The organism is Corynebacterium matruchotii, assembly GCF_011612265.2.
In the GTDB taxonomy this organism is placed as follows: Bacteria; Actinomycetota; Actinomycetes; order Mycobacteriales; family Mycobacteriaceae; genus Corynebacterium; species Corynebacterium matruchotii.
On the sequence record NZ_CP050134.2, the window covers coordinates 1960401 to 1974788 of the forward strand.

14 protein-coding genes and 1 tRNA gene are annotated in these 14388 nt (G+C 51.0%); 1 reads left to right on the plus strand and 14 read right to left on the minus strand.

Features of this window, described 5'->3' with window-relative positions; genetic code table 11:
* Window positions 1-59: 59 nt before the first annotated feature.
* The 12 genes from HBA49_RS08780 to HBA49_RS08835 form a co-directional block, all read right to left on the minus strand.
* Entirely contained in the window at window positions 60-422 is a 363-nt protein-coding gene (locus tag HBA49_RS08780) for a biotin/lipoyl-containing protein (RefSeq protein WP_005520190.1), read from the minus strand.
* Window positions 423-450: 28 nt separating this feature from the next.
* Window positions 451-711, minus strand: coding sequence for a hypothetical protein (locus tag HBA49_RS08785; RefSeq protein WP_005520188.1), 261 nt, complete (start codon window positions 709-711; stop codon window positions 451-453).
* 23 nt (window positions 712-734) lie between these two features.
* Complete coding sequence (locus HBA49_RS08790; RefSeq protein ID WP_005520185.1) at window positions 735-2291, minus strand: acyl-CoA carboxylase subunit beta; 1557 nt, start codon at window positions 2289-2291, stop codon at window positions 735-737.
* A gap of 23 nt (window positions 2292-2314) precedes the next feature.
* The gene (locus HBA49_RS08795; protein WP_040431406.1) at window positions 2315-3796 is read right to left on the minus strand and encodes a methylmalonyl-CoA carboxytransferase subunit 5S; all 1482 of its coding nucleotides are present in this window, start codon (window positions 3794-3796) and stop codon (window positions 2315-2317) included.
* A 444-nt stretch (window positions 3797-4240) separates the two neighbouring features.
* Window positions 4241-5122: a hypothetical protein gene (locus HBA49_RS08800; RefSeq protein ID WP_225866136.1), complete on the minus strand. Its 882-nt coding sequence runs from the start codon at window positions 5120-5122 to the stop codon at window positions 4241-4243.
* Window positions 5123-5516: 394 nt separating this feature from the next.
* Window positions 5517-6416 carry a hypothetical protein gene (locus tag HBA49_RS08805; RefSeq protein ID WP_005524201.1) on the minus strand — a complete coding sequence of 300 codons (900 nt, stop codon included), beginning with the start codon at window positions 6414-6416 and terminating at the stop codon, window positions 5517-5519.
* 281 nt (window positions 6417-6697) lie between these two features.
* Window positions 6698-8152: a hypothetical protein gene (locus HBA49_RS08810; protein WP_005524347.1), complete on the minus strand. Its 1455-nt coding sequence runs from the start codon at window positions 8150-8152 to the stop codon at window positions 6698-6700.
* Between the two features lie 387 nt (window positions 8153-8539).
* Window positions 8540-8791, minus strand: a complete 252-nt coding sequence (locus tag HBA49_RS08815) for a hypothetical protein (RefSeq protein ID WP_146743651.1) — start codon at window positions 8789-8791, stop codon at window positions 8540-8542.
* 452 nt (window positions 8792-9243) lie between these two features.
* Complete coding sequence (locus HBA49_RS08820; protein WP_005524598.1) at window positions 9244-10254, minus strand: restriction endonuclease; 1011 nt, start codon at window positions 10252-10254, stop codon at window positions 9244-9246.
* A gap of 313 nt (window positions 10255-10567) precedes the next feature.
* The gene (locus HBA49_RS08825; RefSeq protein WP_005524724.1) at window positions 10568-11635 is read right to left on the minus strand and encodes a trypsin-like serine protease; all 1068 of its coding nucleotides are present in this window, start codon (window positions 11633-11635) and stop codon (window positions 10568-10570) included.
* Between the two features lie 2 nt (window positions 11636-11637).
* Window positions 11638-12513: a DUF418 domain-containing protein gene (locus HBA49_RS08830; RefSeq protein WP_050773677.1), complete on the minus strand. Its 876-nt coding sequence runs from the start codon at window positions 12511-12513 to the stop codon at window positions 11638-11640.
* A gap of 488 nt (window positions 12514-13001) precedes the next feature.
* Entirely contained in the window at window positions 13002-13262 is a 261-nt protein-coding gene (locus HBA49_RS08835; RefSeq protein ID WP_005524441.1) for a hypothetical protein, read from the minus strand.
* A 45-nt stretch (window positions 13263-13307) separates the two neighbouring features.
* On the opposite strand from HBA49_RS08835, the gene HBA49_RS08840 reads away from it, so the two are divergent.
* On the plus strand, window positions 13308-13613 hold the full coding sequence (locus HBA49_RS08840; RefSeq protein WP_005523889.1) for a hypothetical protein: 306 nt from the start codon (window positions 13308-13310) through the stop codon (window positions 13611-13613).
* A 53-nt stretch (window positions 13614-13666) separates the two neighbouring features.
* Here HBA49_RS08840 and HBA49_RS08845 read toward each other — a convergent pair whose 3' ends face one another.
* Both HBA49_RS08845 and HBA49_RS08850 read right to left on the minus strand, forming a co-directional pair.
* Window positions 13667-13888, minus strand: a complete 222-nt coding sequence (locus HBA49_RS08845) for a MerR family transcriptional regulator (protein WP_005524305.1) — start codon at window positions 13886-13888, stop codon at window positions 13667-13669.
* A gap of 380 nt (window positions 13889-14268) precedes the next feature.
* Window positions 14269-14345: transfer RNA gene (locus tag HBA49_RS08850), tRNA-Met, on the minus strand.
* Window positions 14346-14388 lie beyond the last annotated feature (43 nt).

The following is a 14388-nucleotide window of genomic DNA, read 5'->3' on the forward strand; positions in this document are numbered from 1 at the left end:
ACCAGGATCCTGACAGGATATTGCCAGAATGCCATCGCAGCGATGTGTGTGAGCTAGGCTTATTCGATTTCGACTAGTGCCTGCCCACCCTGTACGGAATCACCTACGGCGACATGCACCGCAGTCACTACACCAGCATTGGGTGCTGTGATTTCGGTCTCCATTTTCATAGCTTCGAGGATGAGCAATACCTGCCCTGCCTCAATCTCATCACCCTGGTTAACCAGGATCTTAAACACTGAGCCGGCCAGCGGCGCAATGACGGCGTTAGCGGACACGCCCTGCACGGATGCAGTAGCTGGCTCCTGATGGTTGGCGTTGCCGCCACCCCCAAAGACGATCGAGCCTAACTGCCGGCGTTCTTCTTCGACCTCAACTTCGACAGCATAGGCAATACCGTTGACGGTCACGGTGAGTTTCATGTGTTTTCCTCTTCTGATATTTCAGTCGTTAATTCTCCAGCATGCGCTGCTGGACCGATTGGCGACCTTGGGCGGCCCAAGTACGGTGCCGCAGGTAGTGCACCGCCTTCACCTTGCCCTTATTCCCCATAAACGCACTGACTGCTGCCGAAATGGCAATGATGACGTCTTCTGGAATGGAAGCATCGGAGCGTTTGCGTAGCTCAGCGATCTCCGCCTCGGCTTGGTCGAGACGAGCACTGAGCTTATGGACAAGCTCAACCAGTTCTTGATTGGTTAATTCACTCATGATTTTTCGCCTTGGTGGTGTTTTTATGATGGGGACAGGCCGTGCTTCTTCTTCGGCCGGTGCACCCGCTTATTCGCCAAGATTTCCAGTGCATTCGCAATATGCCGACGGGTATCCGCCGGGTCGATGATGTCGTCGACCAAGCCCCGGGATGCAGCCATGAACGGCGTGGAGAAGGTTTCTTTGTACAGGGCGATGAGTTCTTCCCGCTTAGCGGCAGGATCCTCGGCGTCGGCGATTTCCTTCCGGAACACCACATTGACGGCACCTTCGGCACCCATAACGGCGATTTCGGCGGTGGGCCAGGCAAAGACCCGATCCGCACCCAGGTCCTTCGAGCACATGGCCAGGTGGGCGCCACCGTAGGACTTGCGCAATTCCACGGTCACCTTCGGCACCGAGGCCGACGAATAGGCGTAGAGCATCTTGGCACCGTGGCGGATAATGCCACCATGTTCCTGGGCCACGCCAGGCATGAAGCCGGGCACATCCACCAGGGTGACCAGCGGGATATTAAAGGCGTTACAGAAGCGGATGAACTGCGACCCCTTGTCAGAGGAGTCAATATCAAGCACACCGGACATGACGTTGGGCTGGTTAGCAATCACACCAACGGTACGACCCACGATACGACCGAAGCCCACCACAATATTACGGGCAAAACCGGCCTGGACTTCGAGGAAATCCCCACGGTCCACAATGCGGGTGATGATTTCCCGCACATCGTAGCCCTTCTTGCCCTCAACGGGAACAATGTCACGCAATTCGTAATCGGGTTCCACCACCGGATCGGGATCCACCACCGGCGGCTCCTCCGTGTTGTTTTGCGGCAGGAAGCTCAGCAGTTTTTGGGCGATCAGGATTGCTTGTTCGTCATCATCGGCAATGAAGTGAATGTTGCCGGACTTGGTCATGTGGGCATCGGCACCGCCAAGCTGTTCGGTGGTGACTTCTTCACCGGTGACCGACTTAATCACGCCGGGGCCGGTAATAAACATATTGGCCTGCCGGGTTTGGATAATGAAGTCGGTGAGGGCCGGCGAATAGGCGGCGCCCCCGGCACAGGGGCCAGCAATGATGGAAATCTGGGGAACCAGACCAGATAGCAGCACATTGTGGTAGAACACCTTGCCATAGCCAGACAGGGAGTCAATGCCTTCCTGTACGCGGGCTCCACCGGAGTCGTTAATGAAGATGAATGGCGTGCCGGTCGTGGCGGACGCTTCCATCATGGCCGCAACTTTGTTCGACTGGGTTTCGCCGGCGGAACCACCCATAACGGTGAAGTCTTGGGAGGCAATGTGTAGTGGGCGGCCGAAAACGGCGCCGGAGCCGGTTACCACACCATCGGCGGGTGCATCGGCTTTGTCCATGCCGAAATGGGTGGTGCGGTGCTTAGCAAACATTCCGGTTTCGAAGAACGTATCGTCGTCGACAAGCAAATTGATGCGTTCACGTGCGGTGAGCTTGCCTTTGGCGTGTTGTTTTTCAATTTTTTCTTCGCCGCCGCCTAATTCAACCTTATGGCGGGCTTCGGCCAATTGTTCGAGACGCTGCTCCATGGTTGGGTCATTAGCCATGATCTCTCCTTATTACTTCGACGTTATTCGGCTGGCTCGACGTGAACGGTTTGGGTGCGGCCACCAACGCTGACCTTGTAGGTGATGGGCTCTAGCACGGGTTCGTTCTCCCGCTTCTTTTGCTTGCTGGGATCTACACCCACATTCTTCGGCCCATCGGGGCGGGTCTTGAAGAAGCCCGGTGCCACATTGGGGAATAGTGCGTTGGTGAGCACGTCTTCGTCGGTGCCGTCGAAGCCTTCCAACTTCTCGGCGTCGGAAACCAGGGTGTCCCATTCGGGTTCTAGCAGGTCGGCAGGGCGAACCGTGATCTGCTGCTTCTTGGTTTGCTGTTCCGCTTGCTTGATGAGCTCGGGGTCGCGTTCACCGATGCATTCGCCATAATAGCCCAGCATAAGGTCGGCGAATTCGGCGGTCATGACCTTGTAGGGGCCCATGAGCACGTTAAACACCGCCTGGGTACCCACAATTTGCGAGGATGGCGTCACGAGCGGCGGGTAGCCAGCTGCGGCACGAACTCGCGGCACTTCTTCCATCACTTCGTCGATGCGGTCACCGGCGCCTTGGGCTTGGAGCTGGGATTCCATATTGGACAGCATGCCGCCGGGGATTTGCGACAGGAAGATATTGGTGTCGACCAGGGTTTTCGACTCGAATTCGCGGTACTTCGGGCGAATCGTCTTGAAGTGGTCGCGGATCTTAATCAGGCGATCCATGTCCAGGTCGGCGGTGTAGCCGGTGCCTTCCAGCATTTCCACGAGGGATTCCGTGGGGTTGTGACCTGGGCCAAGCGACAGCGAAGAGATGGCGGTATCGACCACATCGGCGCCGGCTTCGATGGCCTTCATAAGCGTGACTAAGGTAACACCGGTGGTGGAGTGGCAGTGTACGTTGATCTGCACGTCGTCGCCGTAGGTGTCTTTGACGCCGCGAATAATGTCGTAGGCAGGTTGTGGTTTCAGCAGAGCTGCCATGTCTTTGAGGGCGATGGAGTCTGCCCCCATATCGAGGAGTTGTCCGGCCAGTTTAATGTAGCCGTCGACATCGTGTAGGGGGGATACGGTGTAGCAGATGGTGCCTTGGGCATGGCCACCGACTTTCTTCACCGCGGTCATGGCACGTTCTAAGTTGCGGGGATCGTTGAGCGCATCGAAAACGCGGAACACGTCCATGCCGTTTTCCTTGGATTTTTCAACGAACTTATCGACAACCATGTCTTCATAGTGACGGTAGCCCAGAAGGTTTTGGCCGCGGAGCAGCATTTGCAGCCGAGAATTGGGCATGAGCTCCCGGAAAGTGCGTAGTCGCTTCCACGGGTCTTCGTTGAGGAAGCGAATGCAAGCGTCGAAGGTGGCGCCACCCCAGCATTCCACCGACCAGAAGCCGGCCTTATCGATATCATCGCAGGCAGCAACCATGTCTTCCAAGGCCATTCGGGTGGCAAACAGACTTTGGTGCGCATCTCGAAGAGCTACTTCGGTAACTCCAATTTTTCGTGGACTCATAGCTTTGACACTATTGCAAAATCTTCGGTCACGCTTGGTGTTTTTCAGTTTATGTCGACCCGAAAGCAAAAATATTTTCGTTAAAAAATGTGGGTTTTTGTCCGACCAAACACTTTGTGCTGTTCAGGGCACTGAACACTATTCTATTGGTAACTATCTTGAAAACAGCCTCCCCCCATTTTAGTGAAAAATATCGCATTTTTATACTGAAACTTGTCGCCATTAAGAGGAAATTGTGGGCATATTTTCCCGCTTTTCGACGCCTAACGCAGGCGTTGACACTCCCCCACCACTGTCACTTGCCGCTCTCTGTGAGTCACCAGGAAATTCGGCATGGGGTGGATGCCATTACCTACCCCATGCCAAATCGGTAGGAAACCTTGTGACCGATTTCCCGAAAACCAATATCATCGAACACAATGTCGATTATCTATAGAGACGCCCCTACCGTTGTGGGATTCCCGGCAGGTTCACACCAAGGTTTTTGAGTGCTGGACCACCGAACTGCATGATCGCGGCAACGATGGCACCCACGCCCAAGACGCCGAGAATCACAGCGATAATGCCTCGCACACCGGAATCTGTACTGGAGCCCTGGTCACTCCTATCAGGAGCTCCTTTGATAGCTGCCCCTAAATTATTGCGAAAACCAACAGATGCGATGTCAATGTTATCTTTTAGCTCTTGTAATTCTTCCAATCCCAGTGTGGGGAGCTTTTGTTTCATCAGCTCAGCATTCGCCTTGGACATTCGCGCGAGGCGGACATAGTTTTTTAGGCTATCGGTTTGTTCTTTCTTTTCCGCGATAGCAAGCGTTTCATCAATTTCTTTCAGAAACGCATCGATTGCCTGAGAGGTTTCCTGCCGAACCTTCACCACATCCGCTTCGGAGGCACCAACGTTGCTAGCTTTCCGCTTTACGTCAACAGCAGCTTCTTTCAACACCCTAGCCCGAAATTCCAATGCCCTAAGGACATCCTTATCATGAGTCATCGCAGCAGTCTCTCTAAGATCAACTGCTTGTTGTTTGATCTTTGCTGCATCATAACTTTCATTGCCAAGGTCTTTTGCCTGGGCAATGGCGATTGCTTCATCGGCAATCTTAATGGTCTCATCCAAGAGAGCAATAATACGTTCTTGCTGCTCGCTCATGACACCATTACCAGAGGCATCTTGTTGGTTCATGTTTTGATTCTCATTGGTGAGATTTTCCTGCTCATCAGCAATAACATCAGCAAGTTGCGTATTAACATCCAGATCTTCGGCAACTGCCAAACCCGCATGGGCTGCCATCGCACTAGTAACTGCAAGAGAAGTAACAATCATCCTCGCGGAATAACGAGATGGAAACACTATAAATAACCTCCGATAAAAGCAACAGATATGCAGCAAATAACATTTTGCTTAAGTGCTACATTGATTCATCTTAGTAAAAGTAAAAGTTTGTTGAGGTAGATATCATAAGATATCACCCCATAGCAATACTTCACCTGCAATTATGCCCGTATTATAATGTAAAAATTACCCCAATATGTTCTATAGAAAAATTACTATGTTCGAATCTCCGTGCCGGTAAACAATCCAAGTATGGCAAGCAAGGCTGATCCACACCTGATGCAATCAGATTGCATTCCCTCGAAAATCAAAGAAAGTCTTTAGGGCGTCGACAAGCAAGCAAAGGTCCCCGGCGGGATAGACCGGAGGCTCATTGATTATCGGTTTATAGCCCAGGCAGGTTAATGCCAAAGGCCTTCAGCGCTGGACCGGCGAATTGCACGATGGCGGCGGCAATAGCGCCCAAGCCCAAGACGCCGAGGAGCACAGCAATGATGGTCTTCACCTTCGAATTGCCAGAAGACTTGTTTTGAGCATTGGGAACCGTGTCAATGGTTGCACGAACCTTACGGAATTCATCCCGTGCACCCTTGAGATACTTTGTAAGATCGTTCAAGGCGGTCGTGGAGGTAATCCCCGGAATGGCCTTCTTAGCTTTTTCGGCATCGGCCTTGGCGGATTCGGCTTGTGCAACAAGTTCTTTCAGGGTATCGGTTTGCTGCTTCTTCTTGGCAACCTTCAACGCTTCATCAATGTCTCGGATGAACGCATCAGCAGCGTCATTTGCGGCTTTCCTCGCCTTCGCCAGGTCTTCTGGGCTGGTTACTTTCTCGATATCCGCTTTTGCGCTCTCAGCCTGGTATTTCGCGGCATCAGCCCGATTCATGAGCTCCATCAGGCCCGGCTCATCGTTGGTTGTTGGCAGCGCCTTTTTGATTGCTTCAGCCTCGGCTTTGGCTTTTTCAGCACTCTTGACAAAGTCTTTGACGAGCTCTGGATCCTTAGCTTTAGCTGCAGCGATCGCTTCATCGGCTGTTTTGATCGCGCTGTCAGCAAGAGCCGTGATGGTTTCTTTCACATTCTCATAGTTGTTTTTATCTTTGGTGTCGGGGGAACCGTTATTATTACCGGTGGTCGGATTTCCCTGGTCCTCCTTGGTGATTTCAGCAGCCTGTTCAACAGCCGCGGGAGGGGTTTGGGCTTCTTCGGCGGTGGCGACAGTCATGCCGGAAACGGTCAGAGAGGTGGCAATAGTCAGCGCAGCGAGACGGGATATACGTTTCATTAGAAAACTCCAAAATATAGCAAAGTTGACTCTTAAAGAAAAGGAAATTTTGGTTAAACTTCCTTGCTAAAGGAAACTACCCATATGCTCCGTTAAGTATCCCCATTTAATTAAAATCACCCCCTCAAACAGGGTCTACCTGGGCCTTTGTCACATAAGAATTGTAAGAAACTACCCCCTAGTTTTGAGTAGCATAGTTTCTGTCGATAGGTGTCGTGAGTAAGCACAACAAACCCCCGACCAAAATCCGGCCGGGGGCTGTTGATCCAAGATCGCGGTTTTTAGAACTTAGGCAGTTGAATCCCCAGGTTCTTGAGTGCAGGTCCTGCGAACTGGAAGATGGCTGCCACGATTGCACCCACGCCCAGCACGCCGAGGACTACGGCAAGTGCGGTGCGTACGTTCTTGTTTTCCGAGCTGATGTTGCTCGATCCCTTCTTGTCGGCAACCTTGTCAATTACTTGTTTTTGCTCTGCCACCGTAGCTTTGGCCTTCTCAGCCTTGTCTTTCTGGGCATTCAGAGCAGCAACAGTCTTGGCCTCGGAAATCTCTTTCTTCAGGGCCTCAAGATTGGTCTTGAGCGTCTCAAGTTCCTTGACTGCAGCCTTCAGCGAATCAGTTTGTTCCTTCTTCTTGGCTGTGGCAAGAGCTTCGTCAGCTGCCTTGATGGCCTCATCAACTGCCTTGGCGGCAGCGTCTTTAGCTGCAGCGATGTCTTTGTCGCTATCAGCTTTCTTATCCGGAAGCTTAGCGACTGCATCCTTAGCGGCTTGAGCATCAGTCTTGGCCTTATCTACCACCTTCTGCTGAGCATTGACTTCATCAGCGTTCTGAGCAGCCTCGATCTTCGGCTTTGCCTCCTGTGCGGCCTTCTTAGCGGCATTGGCCTTCTCAACATGATCCTTAGCAGCAGCTGCGTCCTTCTTAGCAGCAGCGGCAACCGCTTCATCAGCTACCTTGATAGCCTCATCCGCAATTGCGGTAGCAGCCTTCTTAGCCTCAGTGATGTCTTTTCCAGTATCAGCCTTCTTGTCCGCAAGCTTAACAATTTCATCCTTAGCAGCTTGGGCATCAGCCTTGGCCTGCTCTACCGCTGCCTTCTGAGTCTTGACATCTTCAGCGGTCTTGGCTGCCTCGATCTTCGGCTTTGCCTCCTGTGCGGCCTTCTTAGCGGCATTGGCCTTCTCAACATGATCCTTAGCAGCAGCAGTGTCCTTCTTAGCAGCAGCGGCAACCGCTTCATCAGCGAGAGAGATAGTCTCATCCGCAATTGCGGTAGCAGCCTTCTTAGCTTCGGTCAGATCCTCGGCAGGCTTGTTTGCAGCTTTCTCAATCACGGTCTTTAGCTGGGTGAGCTCAGTCTTTTTTGTTTCAATCTGGGTCTTGATTTCTGTCACGCCAGCAACTTCAGTTTTCGCCTCGATCTGCCCCTTTAATTGCTCGACAGCAGATCGGATGGGTTCAATTTTCCCAACTGCGTCCTTTACTTCAGCAGTTTGCTCCTTGGTCTTCGCAAGATTAGTCAGTTCTTTAACCGAGGCAAGAACAGCGTCAGCAGCTTCGGTAGCAGCCTTCTTAGCATCTTTTAGCTCATCATTTGCGGGAGTAGCCGAGGCGTTTTGAGCGTTGTTGGCAGAATCTTCGGGGTTGGAGGCAAAAGCGTTGGGGACGGTCAAACCACTGAAAGTCAACGAGGCAATGACAGCGAGCGCGGAGAGGCGAGATGCGCGTTTCATAAGAAAAATCCAATCGAAAATTGGGAAGATATATAGGGAAAAAGTAGCTTTGGTTAAGCTCCTCATGAACTGAATTTACTCAGGAATCCCAATATGTTCTAGCATCAACTTCACTTTACCCCCATAGACCGTCATTTACCTGGCGCTTTGAGTTATTAAGAAGCGCTAAGCATTACCCCCGATACTTTTGGATAGCATAGTTTCTATCTATTAAAGATTCTCTTAGAATCTGCTACCCACATGCAAAATCCCGCCTCCTGTATGCACAAGAAAGCGGGATTTTAATGTGTTACTTCATCTAGGCCACAAACTTCACCCATTGTTGTGGGCATACGAACTCATATGCCCACGGGAGAACGTCGAAAAGCTTGGCCGGCTTCAAAACTTTTAAAATTGCTGGCACATATATGGGCCACTGGCTGCGTCCATTACCGGTCGAACCAGGGTGCATCCCACGTATTCAGAAAGTGCAATGGGAGCAAACGCAGACAAGGCAGCAACGGCAAGCGACCCAAAAAACGCTTGATTCTCCAAATCTTGTGCTGATGCTGCGGAAGCTGGGGATACTGACGTGACGGCTAATGCAGTGCAAACAGTAATAACTGCAACCTTGGTACGACGCTTCATAATGGAAAACATAATGACTCCTTAAATCATCAAAACTACATAACTGCACGCGTGCAGAAATCCGGACCACTGGTTGCCGCAACGAGCGGTTTAGCATAGGCGCATGCCAACAATGTGGCAGTCATAACCGGGAATGCTGCAGACATAAGAGCAGACCCATAAACCGTATCCTCCACATCTTTACTGAGGCTTGCTGCAGATGCTGGGGATACTGACGTGACGGCTAATGCAGTGCAAACAGTAATAACTGCAACCTTGGTACGACGCTTCATAGTGGAAAACATAATGACTCCCCATAATATTGGATAGCAAACATCCTGCCGATATGAGCGATGATACCTATTGAATTTATTGCCAGTCATGTAATTTGTCATTTACGACCACAATTACCCCCATATGGAAATGGCCAATATTTATGTGTTTTACCATAAAATATGGGTTAAAGAGGGAATATTCCTCACTGGCTAATCGAACTTTGAAAACCAATCTCGATCGACCATGGGTTGAAGCCGAACACCAGAATCTCCATCATCACGGATAAGATCAGCAAGCCTGTCCCCATTGATAAGATCAACTGTGGGGGCAGCACTAATAGCAGCTTTTCGAGCAGCCTGGGAAAACCCACCAAGCGTGACCAGAATAGCGCGTTCAGCTCCTTTCATCTGGGCATCACGTTGAAATAATGCCACCGTTTCCCTGCCAATAGTCTTTCCTTGGGGAGCATAGCGCTTAACTTGAACTGCAACCCGCGAAGACAGCACCGGGCTTAACGGGGCTGTACCAATCGCATCAATACCTTCGTCTCCTGGGCCACCAACATGTTGGAGCTGCAGACCGTAACGGCGCAATAGATAGATGACAAACTTCTCGAAACCTTCAGGGGAAAGTTCGTGTAATCGCGCAAGGAGCTGATCTTTCCAATCATATTCCTGGTCATTACTATTATCTGATTCGTCAGCGTCATCTTCGATAACGAGAACCTTAGGGGTGGGAGTTTTCATCATTGGAGATTGACCACTAGGAACTTGCGAAACATCGACAATTTGTCCAACAGAGTCAATGTTCTGCTTACTGCCTGTTTTATTGTGCTGACGCCTGTATTCACGGTTATGCTTACAAATAAGTTCCGAAACTTCGGATTCAGGCAACCTCAATATGTTTGAACCTTCAGTTGTAATGAGATACATGGCTCTGGATGGGTTTTCCAACCAACCAAATCCTTTTGCCATAGAGCACGCCCAACCAATTCTATGGCGGAAAACAGACCTTTTCGGTTTATTAGAGTACCGAATTTCTGCCAACTCTTCACCATTAGGATACGTATTAATGATGGCCTCAGTGATCTCTGAAATGTGGGCGGATCCACCCAGTTCTATGACTACGCGCAATGTTGGGGGAATCAAATCAAGGTGCGTAGGTATATCAGCATTATCTGTTCGACCATGATTATTAGGATTATCATCACTCATGCGCATCATTATTCCATGATGCAGTTGACATTATGATGCGTCGACATAAGCCTGAGAACCCCAAAGCTCCACTTCCGATCGATCCTCTTGCCGTTATTCTTTGCCTGAATGAGATTAGGAGCTTTAGAATTTTCGGCCAAGGCCAATCTTCCACAAATGGGTACCAGAAACCCTGGCAAAACAAGTTTTATTGTTGACAGCAAGCACCAGAGTCTCCGTGAGACATGCTGAAAGCTCCCCTTCCGCACCTAGGTATAACAAGAGTGGAAGATACCCAGGTTCGTCCCGAAAAGAGGAGCTTTAACTTATTTCGATTGCACTAACGCGACCGTTTTCGAGCAGCTATTCCATAGCTATATGCCGCTGTAAGAACGATACCGGAGAGCGCAATGGCGAGGTACACCCACATATTCTCACTGCTGGTCTGCTCCGTCTTCGGAGGCAATGGGGTATTTTCCGCGGTCAAGACACTCTTGGTGTCACGACCGCTAGTAACGTCGTTCACCCAGTCTACGGTACCCGCCAGCGTAGTAATTGCCGCGCTCGGTGAAGGCAAATCTGGGTCGCCATTAGCAGTTCCCGCGGTAGCGAGACCAGCAAGCTTACCGTTCACGAAGAATGGGCCGCCAGAATCGCCACCCTGCATACCTGCACCAGAAAGCGAATGCGCATCAAGGATAGTACTCGCCATCGACATCATGGCGGCATCAGCGGGCACATTCTCACCATCGGCTGATACTGCGGGAGTACCTGGAACAGCTACGCTCTCACCGCCGGCAGCTGCTGGGGGGATCACTGCGTTCTCACCATCGACGGATGGCATGGCAGGAGCGGTGATGCTTTCGCCATCCGTAGGTGCAGCAGGGGCAGTGGGCACAGTAGGTGCAGTGGGTCCACCAGTAGGAGCGCCACCAAGGCGTTCTTTCACCTCCATTTTTGCCATCGGCAATTGTCCCCGACGAGCCATGGAAGAACTACTACTCCAGCCATAAAGGGTGCCCACCTGACCTACCTGGGGTTCTTCCTGCGCAAGGGTGGCTGGCTGGATGGAAGTAACCTTACGGGTGAGGTGGAGCAAGCCTGCGTCAGAATGCGGGGAAAGTGCCCAGGAATCCACGTCATATACCTCCTGGCCCAGCCGAACCTGGGAACCTTTATTGTTGACGGACTCAAGGCAATGGCGCGCAGTAAGCACCCACTGGTCCGAAACCAAGGTGCCAGTGCAATCACCGAAGTTACCCACACGGCCAATCTTGAGCGAAGCCACAGTGCGACTTTCTGGGGTATCAGGGGCAAGTTCTCCATGCTCAAGGGCATTCGCTGGAGTTGCGGACAAGGCGATGATTCCGGTGGCGAGGATAGCTGCGCCTAGTTTCTTGAATTTCATTTTTAAGCCTTCTTTCCTTCGGCTGGCACAATGACTTTAATGGCTTTAGAAACAAGCAACTCAAAAGGTCCTCGCCCCACGAATTTCTTCCAGAGGCTGGCAATAATGAAGAAGAAAATTACGAATCCTAATGCCCACATAGTGGAATGCAACGCTACATTCTGCTGCCAATAGTAAGCAGTGAGCACATGCAAAATATAAATGGTAAGCGACATTGAACCCAGGGCAGCGAATGGGTAAGCCAACGTCGGAATACGCTTGCCGACGATTAAACACACGTGGAGAACAACTGCAGCGACCGCGACCGAGAGGATGATTTCGCCCGCAACACCGGTATGTCCGGTAAAGCGCAACCAACCTGGTACATTTGGATCAAAACGGAAGTACAGGCCAACCGCAGCAATGATGAGGCTCACGCCTGTCACAACCCAGTGCATGATATTGGCGCGATAATGGGTGTTGCTCAAATAAATTTCGTAGAGAAGCATCCCACCAATGAAGTAAGCGATCCACGCCACCAAGGGGTAAATCTGTGGCAAAGTCTGTGGCGCATACAGTACTGTCGCTGCAACGATAGCGATAAGGAAAAGCGCAACCTTCCACCAGAAATTGAGCGGGGGAACCCAGGAAACAATCACCATGGTGATGCCCATGGCCACAAGCACGATTTGGATCTCGCCACCTACTGGTAACAAGGCAAGACCGAGCAGTATTATTATGCATCCCCGAGCCACTAGCCGCATGAAGGTGGTCAGAGTGTAGTTCCTTCCGATAATCATCAGCGTAATACCAGCGATGATGGCAAATAAAGATGAAGGCAATCCGGAAAGAATGACTTTAGTGCTCCACAGCAACGAGGCCATATGAATGATAATCATGCCAATAATGGCAAGTGAACGGGCTATGTCCAGCCCTACAATGCGCGAAGGTGTAGACGTAGACACCCAGCACTCTCCTTTAAAACTCGATTGAGAAGAAGGAAGCGCACATACCCACCCACAAGCTTGGCAAGCGAATGTACTTCCTAACTCTAGTTCTTATAGTGTCCTTATTATTCATATCGCGCGAATCTGGCAAAGGACTGAGAGTTTCTAATAGTTACGCTGCATCTTCTCTGTATTTTTACGGATTAACATAAACAAGACTAGACGACCATTAGTTCGAATCATATTATGCGCTATTCTTGAATGGTTTTTATACTCATTCCAAAGTAAAATATTGCTGGTAGCATGGTAATTTTTTCAGATAACTTGAGGTCAATATTCACCCGATCAGCAATAGAACTAATAGGCTACCAGTGACCCTAAAAACGAAGAGCATGCCTCTGCATTCTTTTGGGTTGTACGAGACTCAGGGTCGCCCTTTGCTACTTGGGGGCGGTTTCGTTTTGTGTGGTGTGTGTCTTGGTACCGCCCACAGGAGCAGCACTGGTGGCATAATAGGTGGCTCCATCACTTCCGGGCCGGTTTCCCACCGCCTGGGTAATGAGCGATTGTTGGAAGGATGCCCCATGTCGTTTCTCGGAAACCCCGATCATGCACACGCCCTGCAAGATTTGATTGCTGCACACCATGATGGTGGATACATCATCCACGTCGGCGATATACAACAATTCGATGAGAAACATACAAGGGTTATCTCCCATATCGGCGATGACCCAGCAGATCATGACATGGTGTTCTGGGAAAAAGACATCCCCAGTGACAGCATTGTGGTAGCAACCCAACCCACCTACCGAGATGACTTCCCAACCACCTACGTTGGCACCCATGATCAGACCGAATCCGCCATTGCAGCATGCATGAGCATCAAAGACATCAAAGAAGGACGACGCTGGCTCATCCGACAAGCCACCAACACCTATAACAGCCTGGAGCAACGAGCAGACTATGCGCGCACCATCATTAGCACGGATAACATCCTGAAACTGCGAACCCCGAAAAAGATCACTGCTCTTGCCCAACCGGTTGGGCAGTGATCGCGTTCTCTTATTACCGCCCTCACATGGTGTGGGGGCGGTGTTGGTGTGGGTTACCATGTCTGGCTTTCGGCGTAGAGTTGGTCGATGGCGGATGTAGGGATGCGCCATCGGCCGGTGGGGAGTTTGATGGCTCCTTTGATGATTCCTTTTTGGCACCATCTGCGTACTGATGCGCCGGAGATGGTGCCGGGGAACCTATTGATGAATTCGGAGACAAGGATCCAGTCGTTGGTTTGGTCTGTGGTATCGGGGTTAGAGTTGGGGATGCTCATAGTGAAACTCTTACACAGAAAAACCACCGATATCAAGGGCATGTTTAAGCCGAAATGGAATGAAATGTGTTTTGGTAGAATTTAAAGCATGGACGAACATTCTGAGCATTCCCCCCGATATACGGCACATGAGGCGATCGGTATTTCTGTTAATCAGTTACTTTTCACCCGGAATATAACTCGGCGGCGGTTGGGTGAGGCGCTTGGTGTTCAGGGGGAGGCGGTGAGTAAGAAGTTGCGGGGGCAGTCGCGGTGGACGATTGAGGAGGTTTATGCGATGGCGGAGTTTTTTGAGCTTGATCTTATGGATTTGTTGCCGCGGAAACTTCCCCGTGAATATGAGATTGGGGCCCCTTTTGATAAGGGGCCCCAATCAAACTTGGTAGCGGGGGCCGGATTCGAACCAGCGACCTCTGGGTTATGAGCCCAGCGAGCTACCGAGCTGCTCCACCCCGCGTCGATTGCTTTGGAAACTTATTCCGTGCAACGATCAATAACTT